This window comes from Coleofasciculus sp. FACHB-542, assembly GCF_014695825.1.
In the GTDB taxonomy this organism is placed as follows: domain Bacteria; phylum Cyanobacteriota; class Cyanobacteriia; order Cyanobacteriales; family FACHB-T130; genus FACHB-T130.
Genome location: NZ_JACJPB010000019.1, coordinates 124,943 through 140,498 on the forward strand (window position 1 = coordinate 124,943; position 15,556 = coordinate 140,498).

The window sequence follows — 15,556 nt, forward strand, 5'->3', positions numbered from 1 at the left end:
TAATGACGTAAATATTTCTATAGGTAGATGTATGTTTGAGCAGAGAAGGGCGTCGCGCGAACATCTTCTCTGCTTCCCATTGATTAAATAGTTAACAAGCGTCGCAAAAAGTGGATTATTTCAATATCCCGCCGAACGAACGAGTTGCGCCTCAAGTGTGGAAAGTCACAGAATGATTTATTAAGGGCGAGAGAGCGATCGCTCTCTTGCCAAAGCTGCTGCTACAAAATCAGTTTCCCAATGTTCTTTAAGTCATCAAAACACCCATTTTCTCCAAAAATAGTGCCATCGGTGTTACAGAAAAAGGTATGAGCCTAGGCAGGTAAGTACGCTATTTGTCATACTTTGTTCGCATTTTTACTGTTGTTAAATTAACTTGATTGAAACCCCATCAGGCTTGTTATAAACGTAGTCAATAAAGATTAGTTTATTTTGACGCGGAAGCGGGTAAAACCATAATTACTACCTGTTGCATTAGAAATATTACCCAAATTCACAGTTACCGCTCCATCAGCATTATTTTGGTTAGGACAACCATTCCCCGCAGGTAAAGGAGCAAGTGGCGAGAGAAATGTCCCTTCATCTGCATCTGAAGCATTCGTCCGGTTGGCAATTGTCCCAGCGCGATTCACCGAAATTCCCGCACCCGAACCAAAGCTGTCAGGAAAAAATGTTGTCCCGGTAGGAATCGGATCGCAGAATCTGACATTGTTAGCTGGAGCAGTTCCATCAGAGAGAAAATAAATCGTGTACTCGACTTGGTCGCCGCTTCTCAAAGCTGTTTCAGCGGCTATGGTGGAAACTCCTATGGGCGACAGTTGCGACCACCCAGATGCATTGTCATTATCGCTGTTTGGGTCATCTACAAAACTATTGAAGTTAATCCCACTCAGCAGCACACCGTTTCTAGTCACAGATGTAATTCGCTTCACCAAACGCAGATTCCCATTCCCAGGTGAAGCGACCGTTAGTACAGTCGGGTCATCATCCCCAGTATTGGCAAGGTTTCCTTGATTAATTCCATCATCTACAATTTGAGGCAAGCCGCCATTCCCTTGAATGGCATCTGTAACCGACGAGTTAACGGTGCCACCTGTTGATGTGGCAACAGCTTGGTTGCTAATTTGCACCCCAGCAGCCGCCGTAATAATTGCCTGAAACTTGATGACCACCCGACCACCATTTCCACTTAATGTGCCCAAAGCTGTCGGATTTGTAAGGTTCGGGTCAGTCGTACCGTTGTAGTTGGGATTCTGTGTCACTGTTGTTCCAGTACCAGAGGCTGTAAAGCTATAACTGCCAGCGACAAAACTCAATTTACTGGCATCAATGCTGTCAGTTGCTAGAAAGTTAGTGACTGGGGTAGCGGAGTTATTAACATAGGTAATCGTGAATTCAACCGTATCTCCAGTCGTCACAGAGCTGCTAGCATCTGCATCCGTGACCAGACGAACTGACTTGATGCCAGTGGGCGTAACTGGGTTCGGTTGAATAGTGGTTATAGTGCTTGATGTGTTGTTGTTAGGATTGGGGTCGGTTACATCCTTCGGTCGCGTGACCGTTGCTGTGTTGCTTAATTCTCCAGATGGAGTTATGGGAGAGATGGCACCTGTAACGGTATAGCTAGCAACAGCTCCGCTATTTAGATTTACTGTTGTGTTGATAGCATTTCCCGTACCGCTAGGTTGTCCGCAACTACCAGTTCCGGTTGTAATGGCGCAAGTCCAAGTAACTCCAGTGATTTGCTCCGGAACGTTATCTGTTACCGTTGCTCCAGTCACGTTAGAGGGGCCGTTGTTGGTAACGGTGAGGGTGTAGGTAACAGGACTGCCTGCAACCACTGGACTCGTCACCAGCGTTTTTTGAATCTGCAAATCGGCTTCGGATATGGTGATGCCTTGCTCAAGATTGGTGAGTGTAGATGGGTAGTATGTCCAAGTATCAATACCTCTGTTATTACCAAAACCTTCCTTACCAACCCCTTGAAATGCATGGGCACCATTGCTGCTGGAAATCCCTGCTAGGGCGCTCAGAGGGTTAGGTGCTTGTGGGGGAGGCGGGTTTTTTACTAAAGGAGCGTCATTATAGTAGACCCTATCAGGAGGCGGTGCCGGATTACTTGCCGGAGTGGGATTATTAAGCCGCAGGATTTTCAAGCCATTCGGGTTGCTTTCAGGATCTAGAAATGGAAAATGAATTTCACCGGCACTAAGTACGATTTGGGCACCGTAAGCGATATTACTAGGAGGGATAGTCGCTCCATTCGCATCTAAGCCATCCCAAGGTACAGTGTTGATCCCAACATCTGCGGTTCCTACTAGTATGCGATCGTTTCCAGTACCGTATTTTTTGTCTTGGTTGAGATCAAGAATAATCTGGTAGCTGCCCGATGCCGGGGTGTTAAAGCTAAAATTTCCTCCCAATGGAGTAGTTGTACCCGCCTGACCGTTAGTTCCCTCTGTGCCTGTAAATTTAAAATCAGTGGGAGTAGGAGGTGCCACGGCTGGTGTCAGTAGCCATGTCTGACCACCACTGGCTGGAGTTATGGGTGCTTGCAGCGGCAGGGTAGAACTGGGTTGATTAAAGAAGATTTTATAGGTGACATCCGTCCCGAAATCTGGCTGATCCGGGTTATATACGTTACTTCCTATAAGCGGAACAGATTGGTAAATCGGACTGCCGTTTGGATTTGCCGTAAAACCTTTGTTATTGGCAAAAAAGATAAATCCAAAGGGGTCGAGACCATTTAAATCGATTTGGTACTGATAGCCTTCATCAGTCAAAACAAAGGCTTTGGAACGGAGACTTCGCCCATTGGCTCCCAAGTTGAGAGAAAAATAATTTGCATAGGCTCGACCGGGGATAGGTTGATTTCCGTTGGCGACTGTGACATCCCAAGCTAAAACCCAAGGAACATCATTCAGCTGATCTGTTGCTGTCCAGCTATAGCTGTTTTGTATTTGAGGCGCATTGGCGCTATTTTCGTACGGATTGTTATCGCTTTGAGGATCTGGGCTGACAAAGTCGATTTCCCAAATGCCATCTCCAGCAGATGAAGTTTGAGCCGCCGTAATTGTGCAGGGGCTGTAGCCTTGGGGATTGACAGGTAGAGGGCCTGCTTCCTCTTGCGCTCGGTTTTCGATCTTACCGATACCTGCACCACAAGAAGTAAAAGCATTGCTATTAGGCGGTCTATATTGGATCTCGCCATCTCCAACACCGACGGCACTGGAACCAAGATAGATTGTTTCTCCTGCATTCGCGTAAACCCGAATTCTGGTTCGACGCGGTATATCAGTAGTCTCAAAATTAGCGTTTCGATATTCTAGAAATGGGCGATTGCCTGGGTTATTGGTCAGTTCCCGACTGCCTTCAGCATATGCAACTTCACTACCAGCACTAATGGCACAGATGGCAAGGGCAAGGCTACCGCAAAGGCGACTCCAGCAGCTAAAGGGAGTTTGATTCGTTGGGGGATGCGGGTAAAATTTCAACATCAAACTAACAGTCTCCTCGCACTTTGTCTGGCAATATCATCAAAAAGTAAAAGGCTCTCATCAAGAATTATTTTTTTCTTTTCCCTGAGAGCATGAGAGCCTTTTTCCTACTCCAACTGCAAATCCTCTTCTTGGACAAATAGCTCGATGCCTCTGGCATCTTGGAAGATAAATTCGACCCGACGATTCCGGGCATAATCTAGACGGTTTCTTCCGGTTACTCGCGGCTGAGATTCACCCAAGGCACGAATTGTCATGCGTTCTGGGGCAATGCCTTGACGCAATAAATAATTTCTCACTGCGATCGCGCGCCGATTTGACAAGTCAAGATTATATGCATCGCTGGCACGAGGGTCGGTGTGACCTCGAAGCTCAATCACAATCGGGGGATTTGCTTGTAAAACTTCGGCAATTCGATCCAGAACTCTGGCACTTTCTGGACTAATCGTGGCTTTGTCGAGAGCAAAGTGGACGTTGGTTGGCACCTGGATGCGGATGGGTTCTGGCGGTGGCGGTTCTTCCGGCGGCACTTGTACCACTGGCGGAGCGGGTGCGGTGGTACATTGAGGAATTGTCCGCAGTCTGCTTCGCAATATATTCGTGCTGGTAAAGTTGGTGGTGGAAGAGAGGTTCACCCGGTCGCCGACTGGTGACGGTGACACAATTTCAGCATTGGCAGCGGGTTCGGAGGTGCCGTATTTTGGGATAGTCGCGATCGCGCTGACTCTATCTCCTGGTTGTAAATTATCGAGCGTGAGGCTAAATTTTCCCGCATCATCTGCTGCGACCGTTGTCAGCAGTTCCCTTAAAGGGCTATAGGGCGTCTCGGTATTCTCCTCCACTCGATAAATTGTCACCTGAGAACCCGGATCGGCAGTTCCATACAGATTGGTTTTATTACCCAGGACAAAAAATTCGCGGCTGATGAACTGGGGGGCATTAATCGCTGAGTTAGCCGTATCCAGGCGACGATTGGGCGAATTTCGAGGTAGATTAGGGCCATCTCCTCTTTGGTAATCTTGGACACCCGTGTTTTGTTGAGCGATTAAGTCAATGCTCAAACCGGCTAAATCGAAGTAGCGATTGGATTGAATGATGTTGCGATCGCTCTTGGGATAAGATGCAACCACGACACCCGGTCCGGTTTGATGACCAATTTGGTTATTGATTACCTGATGATCGTTCCCCATCAGGTAAACTGCTGCCCGACGCAAGCGACGACCGTTATAAATAATTTGGTTATTATTAATTTGCGCCGCACCTTGGGGTTTAAATAAAAAGACGCCGCTGCCATCGTTGCCGCAAATCAAGTTGGCGCTAACCTGCGTCTTATCAATCATCCCTTCTAAGCGAATTGCATCGGGCATTCCCGCAATCCCGTTGCCAACAATAATGTTTTCTGTCACTTGCAAATTTTGAGCTTGGACAGAGGTAATAATTCCGCTGCCATCGTGGTAAGAAATCCGGTTTCGTTGGATTGTTGTCCCCAAGCTGTTAAATACAAATACCCCAAATGCCGAAGTTTGCTGCGGTACACTTTGATCCGGCGGAATCCCTAACCAGTTGTTCTCAATGACTACATTTTTCGGGGAATTGGAGATTGGTGATGGTTCGCTTTCCCGGTTCTCGGGTAACTTTTGACCATTCGCGGCTCCCTTAATTGCAGCAGACTGAGGATTATCGATAAAAATGTCTGCGGGTGGCAAGGTAGCAGTGGCGCGGTGGCGGGAGGTGAAACCGTAGAGGCTTAATCCGCGAATTGTCACCCCATCCGCAACAACTGTTAAGCCCCGGAAGACTTCTCTATCGGCTGCGGGAGCGATCGCGACTACCGGAATCGGAATTGCAATCTCGGCGGTTGCAGAACCTTCAGAGTCATACTCCGGTTGAGTTGTCCCATCGACGATCAATCCCGGACTCGCCAAGGGTGGCAACACATCAACGAGACGGATGGTGGTATCTGCTGACGGCAAATTAAAAGCAATCAGCGAACCTGTACCACCATTACTTGAAACTAGGCTTTTTTCGGCGCTACTGAGACGATCTAAAGGCAATGTACCATTGACAATCTCAATCGCTTCCCGCAGGGTTAAGGCATCATCTGGATTAACGGCTCCATCCTGGTTGCTATTAACAACAACTTTTAAATTTTCTGTTTGAGCAGTTGCAGAAACAGGCAACAGTAAAAAAACAAAAGGTAAGAGAAATTTTTTAGCGTTCATTTGTAGTCATTCGTGATTAGCGAGCAGCGATCGATAATTGGTTATTCTTTACCGATTACCCATTACCAATTACCCCTTTCTCATTCCCCATTACCTCTCTACCGCGACTGGTTGCACCTGGGATTCTTGCTGCTGAGGCGGTGACACTTTTTGTCGCCCGAAGCCGCCGAGTAATTCATTTACCTTCAGCGTTAAGCCAAAATAAACGCCACCCTCTGACCGATAGCCGCTAAAATCGCGGTCATCTACACTGCCAAAGCTATATCCCAGCGAAGCTCGCAAGTCTGGCGTCACATAATAACCCGCCTCTAAAGCGAAGCCAGTTTCATTAAAATTTGTGTCGGGTTGTCCAATCCAACGAGCTTCCCCCGCCACATCCCAGCGATATCCCAGCCGGTACATCGTCCGGAACTGTGCCAGAAACACAGTCGAAGAGTTGCTGAAGTTATTCGCTAAATCGGTAGTGCTGTTTCGCATGGCATATTTGCCATAAAATTCCCACCGCCAGGAAGGAGCATAAATCGCCTCCGCAGCGATGATGTGATCTCTGTAACCCGTGCCACTCCCTAGTAGCAATGTCTCTGGGATTGTGGAGGGGTTGCGGCGATATTCATAACTCAACAAACCATTCCACTTGTCAGAGTTGGGATTGCGGTAAGCCATGCCCAGCTTGACATTCATCGTGTCTCCCAAGGCATATAACAACTGGTTAGAAGCACTTGCTTGTTGATAGCGCACTAAGGCAGTCACGGCAGGAGAAAGTTTACCGGCAGCAGCGCCAGAAATCACGGTGTTACTGCCGCCAGAGCCGGTACGATGCTCGAATCGGGCGGATGCTTGGAAATTGGGATTGTCGGTATATTCCACCCCAACACTGTAAGCGTCGCCGCCGCTGAGTCCTAAGGAGGAAGCACTTTGTCCAGTAGCGTAGGGCTGTTCAAATCGCGGTCCGGCGGCGGTGCGGCTAAATAGGTCGCTGAAGATATGCTCGTAACCCAAATGGACTCGCAATCCAGGGGCAACAACCCAACGGTGGTTTAACCCGACCGCCCCTTGCCCGGTGATGGTGTTGAAGCCGCTGATAATCGAGTAGCGACCTGTAATGGAGGTGTTTTCGCCGAGTTTTTGTTCTACCAGTGTGTCCAGGCTGGTGATGGAATTGCGACCAAAGACTCTAGTGTCTACAAATTGGTGGGCGAGTCGCAAAGCTACCCCTTCCATCACTGCCCAATCCAGCCCAAAGGTAGTACGGTCGGGATAAAGGGCATCGCTGCCGTTTCCCAAGTTCAGTTCATTTTGTGCCCGAAAGGTTAGGGCATCATTTAAAGCAACGTTGAGGCGAGAGACAATTTGGCTGGCGTTGCTGTCGAAGGTGTCGCCGATACGGTCGTCGCGGGAGCGATTGACGTATTCTAAGCTGAGGTCTGAAGCCCCAAACTTTTGCAGAATTCCGGCGCGAACTGTGGTTAGAGAATTATCGACTTTTTCACCGGGTGTGGGTTGGGGTTGAGGGTTAAAAATATCAAAGAATTCAACCCGTTCTAAGGGTGCCGTACCAAAATTTACCTCGTGGTCGTAGCTAGCAGTCAGCGAAGTGGTTTGGCTAAGTTGGGCGGCAATATTTGCGCCGTATCTCGTTTGACCGGGGGTAAAACTGGTTGTCGCATTATTGGAGAAATTTTCCTCGACAGAACGGTAATAAGCGCGAGCGAGAATGCTTTTAGCGATCGCACCATACGCTTCTAGTCGATAAGCATTGCCGTTCATATCTCCGTTAAAAGGAGAATTATGAGCTGAGCGGGCATATTCCCCAACAATTTGACCACTATTCCCTAAAGGGAACAGGAAATCCGCACCCAATAGCTCAAAATCCTGCAATCCCTCATCTTGCCGAAAATAGCTACCTCCCACCCAAGCTTGGCGATTCAAGTCCTGTGAGAAGTTATACTGCGCTCGTCCCGCATAAATATTTGTCTCTTCGCTATCAACCCCTTCATGCTGGTAAGTGACGACAATTCGCTGCACCTGAGTCACGCCAAACGGGTCAAATCGCGTGGCAAAGATGGGACGACGGAATAGCAGCGTCCCCCGGTCGTAGTCAATTTCGTAGTCAGGCCCACGAACCAGGGGTTTGCGCGATGTCACCGTTCCCGGACGATTAATTTCTTCTGTTTCTAGGAAAACACTTTCACTACCAGGGACAAGCAGACGACGAGATAGAAAATAATAGCCGCTGGTGCCATTGGGAGCAACGGTATCTCGCTGGAATCCTTCGACATCCGGGCTATAGAGGGCAGTGATTTGCAGATTGCCCAGGTTATAGTTGCCTTTGAACCCGTGTAGCTGGCGAGACGTAGCGCTAAATAGCTGGGAGGCGCGGGCGAATTCTGTGGTGTTGTAATCTCCCCACATTACATAGTCTGGTTCGGCACCAAAAACTGGGGAAGTGCGTTCCAGACGGAAATACAGGCTATCTTTTGAGGGGGTTAGATAATCAACGGTGGAGCTATCGCCATAGACGGGATATTGTTGCTCGCAGAATTGCGGCCCCCGGAACAGGGTGGTGATGCCATCGCAAGTTTGGTTGAGCGGACGAGCGCTATTATATGCGCCGGTGAGCAGCCATTCCCCCACTTTACCTGTGGCGAAAACAGCAGCACTCAAATCGATATTGGTGCCATCGTCGATGGTATCCGGATTCAGAAACTCTCGGCGCGGTCCCCAGAAGTTTGTTCCTTTAGGGCCAATTCGCAGATTCACCACGCCCGAAACCAAGGAAGGACGCAGATTAGTGATAAATTCTACCTGCGTATAAGTTTCTAGGGTGTTAGCGGAAAGGGTGTTAGCAGATATTTCATCTTGGGTATAAGCAACGGGGTTATCAGTCGGCGGTACTGGCGGGTATTGGGTATTCGAGGGGATGGGAGATTGCTGGAGATTGGGAGATAGGGGATTGGAGTTTGGGGATTGGTTAATTGGGGTAGGATGAGCGTCTTTCCCAACCCGAATCCCTTCTAACCGATTCCCCTCTGTAGCGGCTCGAATGCGGACTTTCTGCGCTTCCAAACCCGATTGCAGTTGGGCGGTAAATTGTCCTCCTCTGGCAATCACCTGAAATCCGGCTCGATCTTTATCCTCGTCAGCACCGACAAACTTACCGGCGCTAGTCGTTAAAGTTACAATTGTGTCTTCGCGGATTAATTCCCCATTCTCATTGGTGATTCTCCCTGCTAGGGGCAATAGCGATCGCCCATCAGCGGGAATCCGAGCATCGCTCACCGGAGCAATTTCTAAGGTTTGGGCAGTTGTCCTTTTTACAGTTAGCTTGACACTTGCCGAGGTGCCGTTATTCGCTTGCACTGTAATTGTGTTCTCGCCTTTCTCTAGAGGGACGTTGTACCAAACCTGAGTAACAATATTTTGGGCTTCGTTTCGCTCTATCTGGGTGGATGTTTTGGCATCCAGTGGTTTTTTGTTGACGCTGACTTTTACCTGAGCTTGGGTGTGGTACTGAACGACGAGATTCGTAGAAGCCTCCCCCAATACTCCACTTTCAGGGGTCAGAATCCGAACTTCGGTAGGTGCCAAAATCCCATCGGAAGTTTGCTGAGAGGTTTGCTGGGCATTCGTTTGAGGGATTGACTGTCTCAGCTCGCTGGCGGTTGGTACGGTTGTTGTCGAGTTCTCAGAAGCTGACCCAACCTCTTCTTGAAGTTCAGGGAGGGGTGAAGCCGTCGGCGCGGTATTTTGAGGCGCTACGAGGCTGGGAGCTGATGTTGCTGGTTCTGCCTCCCCTACCGCTTTCTCTACTAAAGTGGACGGTGAAGCTGTTGGTGCAGTATTTTGAGCTAAATCTAGAATTTCTGCTGAATCTGGGACAGCAAATTCTAAATTTGCGCCCAAGACTTCTGAATTCTCTGGTGTCGTCTCTAGAGCAGCCGCCTGCTCGATTGCAGGGAGAGTGGTGGAATTTTTAATTGCAAACTCAGAATCTTCTGCAAGTCCACCTTGAGGGGGTGCAGACAGTTCATTTGCCTTCGCGGAGCGAGGAAGTAAGAAATAAAAAGTAAACAGTAAAAAGAACGAGAAATACGGCAAAATCCCATCTTTTGGCGGCTGCTTTTTGCCTTTTGCCTGGTGGTTCATCACTGCTTGCCCTCCCGATAGGTGGGTGTCACCCCGAAATTCATCCGTACTAATCCTCCCGGTTCGAGTTGCACCAGGCGGGACTGACTATTGCGCTCAATAAATTTTTGGTTGGGAGCCAGAGTGTAGCCCGGTAGACTGGTTAAATCCAGCGTGCCGGTGCGGTAGCCAGAGATAACATTGGCAAGTGAGAATAAACCGTTGGCATCGGTCGTGATGCGGTTGCCGTCATCCATAAAAATTACAGCATTGGGCACTCCTGCTTCTCCTGGCTGCTGTTCGCCATCAAAGTTTTTATCGACAAATACTCGCCCAATCAGGGTGCCGCAGTCTGACAAAATGCCGGGTCGAATCCGCAACTGATGGCTGGCGATGTTGCTCCGCGTTTCTTGTGCTTGATTTCTCCCGTTACCGCGAATGGCGTCTGGCGTTACCACGGCGGCATAAACCACGTTCAGAGTTTGGTTCGGCTCAAGTTTGGGAAAATTAAAGGTAACTGTCCGGTTGGACGTGGAAGCGGGCTGTATAGTGGTTTGGGCAGTACTGGAGCCAGTGGTCAGCGAGGCTTGCAAGGACTCCGGCACATACCGTAAGCCCACAGGTAGGGTGTCTGTAATGCTGATATTGCTGGCAGTGGCTGTGCCGGTATTTTTCAACGCCAAGCGATAAACAACCGTGTCGCCCGGTTCTGCTGCGGCGCGATCGCCTGTTTTGATCAGTTCTAGAGCCGCTTGACCCGCTGTTACTGAAGTTTCATTGGATTTCACGCCTTCTGGGGGGAGATTGTCACCCGCAGCAGAGGCGGTATTCAAGATGTCTATTGCGCTAACGGGCAACGACTGAAAAGCAAAAGCAAACGAACACGTTAGGATAGCTGTTAGACGCAGGTAGGTACGCCCCAACAGAGGTTGCAGGGATTTCATTCTTCAGAGATTAACTAAACAAAACACCCCATTGCTGGACTGTTAGAGAGATAAAGAAATTGTGGTGGTAGACTCCCTGATGCTCCCTGAGGGGTATAGACCCTGATTAGGTGAAACTTACACTACCAGGTTTCTACGATCTACGACAATACCTGTATCTGAGTCGCTTCCGCAAGAGAATTTTATAAGGAATATTGCTAGAGGAAGAGTTTCCTTTTAAGTTTTAATAATTTTTTTATAACTTTTGGTAGATGAAATTAACTAAAGATTATTAATATTTGTCTTTTACCTTTGCATCAGCCTGTTCTTGAGCGCGAAATTATTAATAAATTGCCAATTTTACTCAAAATCTGAAGTTTCTAAATTTGGGGCAAATTTGAGCGGCGTTGACTACTCTGACGCTATGTAATGCTATGTAATGGTGAAGAATCTATACTAATTGCTCATCATAAAAGAACCCCACCCCTAACCCCTCCCCGCAAGCAGGGAGGGAACTGGAAGCGTAGGGGATGGCAGGGTGGAGGAAAGAGCGTAAGGTCTTAGCCGAGGCGAAGCCATCGCTTTTTGCGACCTAAAATTCACCAACTAAAGCAGGAATACAACGTTCGCACAATAGGGGATGCTCGGCAGATTCGCCGACATGAATCGAGTAGTTCCAGCAGCGATCGCATTTTTCCCCGTCTGCTTTAACTACGCCAATCGATAAAGTTTCTGTCTGCGAACTGTATTTTAAGCCTTGCAATGCTTCCGGAGAATCTAGCAACTCTACTTGGGAGGAAATAAACAAGTATCTCAGCTCATCTACTCGATTACCCAGTCCTGAAGACGGAGAATGGGAATGGAGGGCTGAATTCAAATTCAAGGCTTGCAGTAAAGAACGGAACTCCGCATTCGGGACATAAAGTAATACCTTGGCTTCCAGAGAAGAACCAATCATTTTTTCTGCCCTTGCTTGCTCCATCACCTTATTCACCTCAGTGCGGATTTGTCGCAATTGTTGCCAAAATCCTGCCAATTTTGGAGCTTTCCAATGCTCCTCTAACTTCACCCACCCCGATTCAAACACGGATTTGTAGGGTGTGGGATAGGGGAGATATTGCCAAATATCTTCTGCTGTATGACAGAGAACCGGCGCGATCGCGCGCGCTAAATTTTCCAGAGCGATCGCCAAAACTGTCTGGCAACTACGGCGACGGAAGCTATCTGGAGCGCTAATATAAAGCCGATCTTTGGCAATATCTAGATAAAAATTGGACAAGTCAACAACGCAGAAATTCTGCACTGTTTGAAAAAAGCGGAAGAACTGGAAACTCTCAAATGCTTGCGTGACTTCCCCGAAGACTTCTGTCATCCGGTGCAACATATAGCGGTCGAGTTCTGGCAGTTGTTCGTAAGGTACTGCATCTTTAGTTGGGTCAAAATCGTGTAGATTTCCTAATAAGAACCGCGCCGTATTGCGAATCTTGTTTCTAACATCTCCCATCTGTTTGAGGATGTTCTTGCTGATGGGGACATCTGAAGAATAATCCACCGAAGAAACCCACAAGCGCAAAACGTCAGCACCGTAGGGTGGCTCTTCTTTTTGATTTTTGCCCCCATTGATGACAATCGAGGGGTCGATGACATTCCCCAGAGATTTACTCATCTTGCGTCCCTGCTCATCCAAGGTAAAGCCGTGGGTCAAGACAGTTTTGTAGGGCGCGATGTCGTTCGTTGCCACACTCGTGAGCAAACTCGATTGGAACCAACCCCGGTGCTGATCGGAGCCTTCTAAATAGATATCTGCTGGATATTCCAATTCTGGTCGCTGTTTCGCTACCGCCGCCCAAGAGGAGCCAGAGTCAAACCAGACATCCATCGTATCCGTGCCTTTGCGGTAGCTGCGACCGTTATGGCGATAACTTTCTGGCAAGAGTTCTTCTACGGACCTTTCCCACCAGACATCCGAACCCTTTTCAGCAATGATTGCCTGGACGTGGGCGATGGTTTCCTCGTTCAGTAGCGGTTCGTTGGTTTCTAGGTCGTAGAAAACGGGAATTGGCACGCCCCAGTTGCGTTGACGGGAGATACACCAATCGGAACGATCCGCGACCATTGCCGTGATCCGATTTTCACCTTGAGCGGGAATCCAGGTCACGGAGGCGATCGCTTTTAGCGCCTCTTCTCTAAATCCCTCCACCGATGCAAACCATTGTTCTGTGGCTCGATAAATGGTCGGCTTTTTCGTGCGCCAGTCGTAAGGATATTTGTGAACGTAGGGTTCCTCTTTCAGTAGCGATCGCGCTTGGCTGAGCGCATCAATCACTGCCTGATTTCCATCACCCAAGACGTTCAACCCGGCAAACTGCCCTGCTTCTTGCGTGAAGTTTCCATCGGCATCTACTGGCGACAGCAGCGGCAAACCATAGCGTTGACCGACTTTGTAATCCTCATCCCCATGACCGGGAGCCGTGTGAACTAATCCCGTGCCGGAATCAGTGGTGACATAATCGCCCCCAATCACAATCGGACTCTCGCGGTCGAAGAGTGGGTGTCGGTAAGTGCTGTGTTCCAAATCTTTACCCGGTACTGTCGCTTTTACCGTGAGATTGGTCGAGAGCGTCGTTGACAAGCGTTCTACCAAATCGGCAGCTACTAACAGGTATTTGGTTGAAATTGGTAGAGAATCCGCCTCCACTTCCACCACTGCGTAGGTCAGGTCTGGATTCAGGCTCACCGCTAGGTTGGCGGGAATCGTCCAAGGCGTCGTCGTCCAAATCGCCACCCCCAAATCGGGCAAGAATGGTTGCAATTGCGATCGCACGGCTGGCCCCAGATTCGTCATCTGGAAAGCTGCATAAAGGCTGCGCGAGGTATGAGCTGGGCGACCTTCAGAATCTTCGGGATACTCTAACTCTGCCTCAGCCAGCGCCGTTTTAGAACTAGGACTCCAGTGAACTGGCTTTAAACCGCGATAAATATATCCCTTCAGCACCATCTCACCGAAGACGCCAATTTGAGCGGCTTCGTACTCTGGTTTTAAAGTCAGATACGGATGCTCCCAGTCGCCCCAGACACCGTAACGTTGGAAGCTTTGGCGCTGCTCGTCTACTGTATGAAGCGCAAAATCTCTGGCTTTGTGGCGGAGATCCAGAGGTGTCAGATTTTGCCGCTCTGCTGGCTTCATTTGCTGAAGGACTTTCAACTCAATCGGCAAGCCGTGACAATCCCAACCCGGAACGTAGCGAACTTTGCGCCCTTGCAGGAGCTGGTAGCGGTTGATGATGTCTTTGAGGATTTTATTTAAAGCATGACCAATGTGGAGCGAACCATTGGCATAGGGCGGCCCATCATGCAAAACAAAAATTTCGCCGGGATTGTTCTGCGACAGTCGCTCGTAAATTTGCTGGTCTGCCCAAAATTTTTGCAGTTCCGGTTCCCGCTTAATAGCGTTCGCCCGCATATCAAATTGGGTTTTGGGCAGATTAACGGTGTCTTTGTAGTTCCCTGTTTCTGTCACAGTTTAATGCCGAGAAATGATTGAGTTGCTTTCAATCATTATCGGTTACAAATCGCAATCTCTTCAAGTTGCAGCGGAAAAATGAACCGCAAAGATGCACAGAACACAAAGCAAGAAAATGGAATAAGCAGCGATCGCAATCCGATTTTAGCTGTAAGATGCCCGTCCTTCAGATCCCAAACTTCAAGAGAGAAGTCTGGGATCTCGCTTTAGAAAGCATTCAAGACTGCTATATCTTCCGCTGCTTTTTTGGCGCTATGCAACATCTTCGGGATTCATTTTCCTCCTAACCTTTATTTTTAAGTTGGGTTGGGTGGATTTTCTAACGGCTGATTTGCCTGCTCTGTTCCACTCACCGAGTCACTTGTTTCTTCATGGGCTGGTTCTGGAGGTGAAGCTGGAATATGCTTTTCTTCAGCATCTTCTAGAGCAGCTTCCACCAGTTCGGGGTCGGGTGGGTTCGGACGAACGGGTTCGGGCACATTTTCTGGGTTAGCTTCTGGGTTAGCCTCCACCTCTGAAGGTGAGGATGGGGCAGTCTCTGGTGTTATGACTGTTTCTCCTGTAGTTGCTTCTACAGATGCTGGGGGTTCCAAGTCATCCAAGTCTGTGTCTTGGACACTTTCTTCAGATGGGACGGATATTACTTCCATCTGAGATTCCGGCTGGGATTCCGGCTTTGAGGGTGCGGGTGAAACGGGTGGTTGATTGAGTAACACCGTTTCATCCTCATCTTCATCCGTCCGGTTATCCAGCACGGTAACACGGGGTTTTCCGGCGTCGGTGGAGGTAGGCGCAGGTGTCGTCTTGGATGCCCCTGATTGGGGGGTTCCAGTGCCCGATTTGCCCTGAGTCACTTTACTTGCCGTCTGCTGAGCTTTGTCCTTAAAAGTTGCAAATAGACTGGTTATCCGCTGCGGTATGGATAAACTGGTCAGTTTTTCCTGCAATGCTTCGGGACTCGGAATCTCAGTTTGCTGCGCTGCGGGGGTGAGACTGCGTCGTAATGTCAGGGTTTCCCAACCTAACCAACCGACTAGCGCTACGCTAGCGATTTGACCTAGCAGCACACCGCCGGTGATGCGTCCAGCACACACCCATAAAACCAGGGCATAGAACAATCCCACCCCACTCCAGATAAAATCACTCTTTCGGTGTACTTCGGGGAAAAAGAAAGCCGCCATGTAAAGGGCGAAGCTACCGACTGCAACAGCGATCGCTAGGATATATGCCAGCATTTCGTGGATGCTCCAAAACTTGTGTCTATGT

Annotated in this window: 6 protein-coding genes; all 6 read right to left on the reverse strand. The window is 48.9% G+C overall.

Translation table 11 applies throughout. The features are described 5' to 3' along the window. Nucleotides 1–422: 422 nt before the first annotated feature. Nucleotides 423–3,497 (reverse strand): DUF11 domain-containing protein, encoded by a 3,075-nt coding sequence (locus H6F52_RS05110; protein WP_190532473.1) that lies wholly within the window; start codon nucleotides 3,495–3,497, stop codon nucleotides 423–425. Between the two features lie 107 nt (nucleotides 3,498–3,604). After that, nucleotides 3,605–5,719: an OmpA family protein gene (locus H6F52_RS05115; RefSeq protein WP_190532476.1), complete on the reverse strand. Its 2,115-nt coding sequence runs from the start codon at nucleotides 5,717–5,719 to the stop codon at nucleotides 3,605–3,607. Between the two features lie 90 nt (nucleotides 5,720–5,809). Further along, the gene (locus H6F52_RS05120) at nucleotides 5,810–9,865 is read right to left on the reverse strand and encodes a hypothetical protein (protein WP_190532479.1); all 4,056 of its coding nucleotides are present in this window, start codon (nucleotides 9,863–9,865) and stop codon (nucleotides 5,810–5,812) included. Beyond that, on the reverse strand, nucleotides 9,865–10,788 hold the full coding sequence (locus tag H6F52_RS05125; protein ID WP_190532482.1) for an isopeptide-forming domain-containing fimbrial protein: 924 nt from the start codon (nucleotides 10,786–10,788) through the stop codon (nucleotides 9,865–9,867). Before H6F52_RS05125 ends, H6F52_RS05120 begins: the two co-directional genes overlap by 1 nt. A gap of 571 nt (nucleotides 10,789–11,359) precedes the next feature. Then, nucleotides 11,360–14,287: an isoleucine--tRNA ligase gene (gene ileS / locus H6F52_RS05130; RefSeq protein ID WP_190532485.1), complete on the reverse strand. Its 2,928-nt coding sequence runs from the start codon at nucleotides 14,285–14,287 to the stop codon at nucleotides 11,360–11,362. A 299-nt stretch (nucleotides 14,288–14,586) separates the two neighbouring features. After that, a complete protein-coding gene (locus H6F52_RS05135; protein WP_190532488.1) occupies nucleotides 14,587–15,525 on the reverse strand; it encodes a Ycf66 family protein in 939 nt (312 codons plus the stop codon). Nucleotides 15,526–15,556 lie beyond the last annotated feature (31 nt).

Excerpts from the sequence above, each read along its gene's own strand:
- H6F52_RS05110 (WP_190532473.1), bottom strand. The coding sequence starts at position 3,497 with ATGTTGAAATTTTACCCGCATCCCCCAACGAATCAAACTCCCTTTAGC.
- H6F52_RS05115 (WP_190532476.1), bottom strand. The coding sequence starts at position 5,719 with ATGAACGCTAAAAAATTTCTCTTACCTTTTGTTTTTTTACTGTTGCCT.
- H6F52_RS05120 (WP_190532479.1), bottom strand. The coding sequence starts at position 9,865 with ATGAACCACCAGGCAAAAGGCAAAAAGCAGCCGCCAAAAGATGGGATT.
- H6F52_RS05125 (WP_190532482.1), bottom strand. The coding sequence starts at position 10,788 with ATGAAATCCCTGCAACCTCTGTTGGGGCGTACCTACCTGCGTCTAACA.
- H6F52_RS05135 (WP_190532488.1), bottom strand. The coding sequence starts at position 15,525 with ATGCTGGCATATATCCTAGCGATCGCTGTTGCAGTCGGTAGCTTCGCC.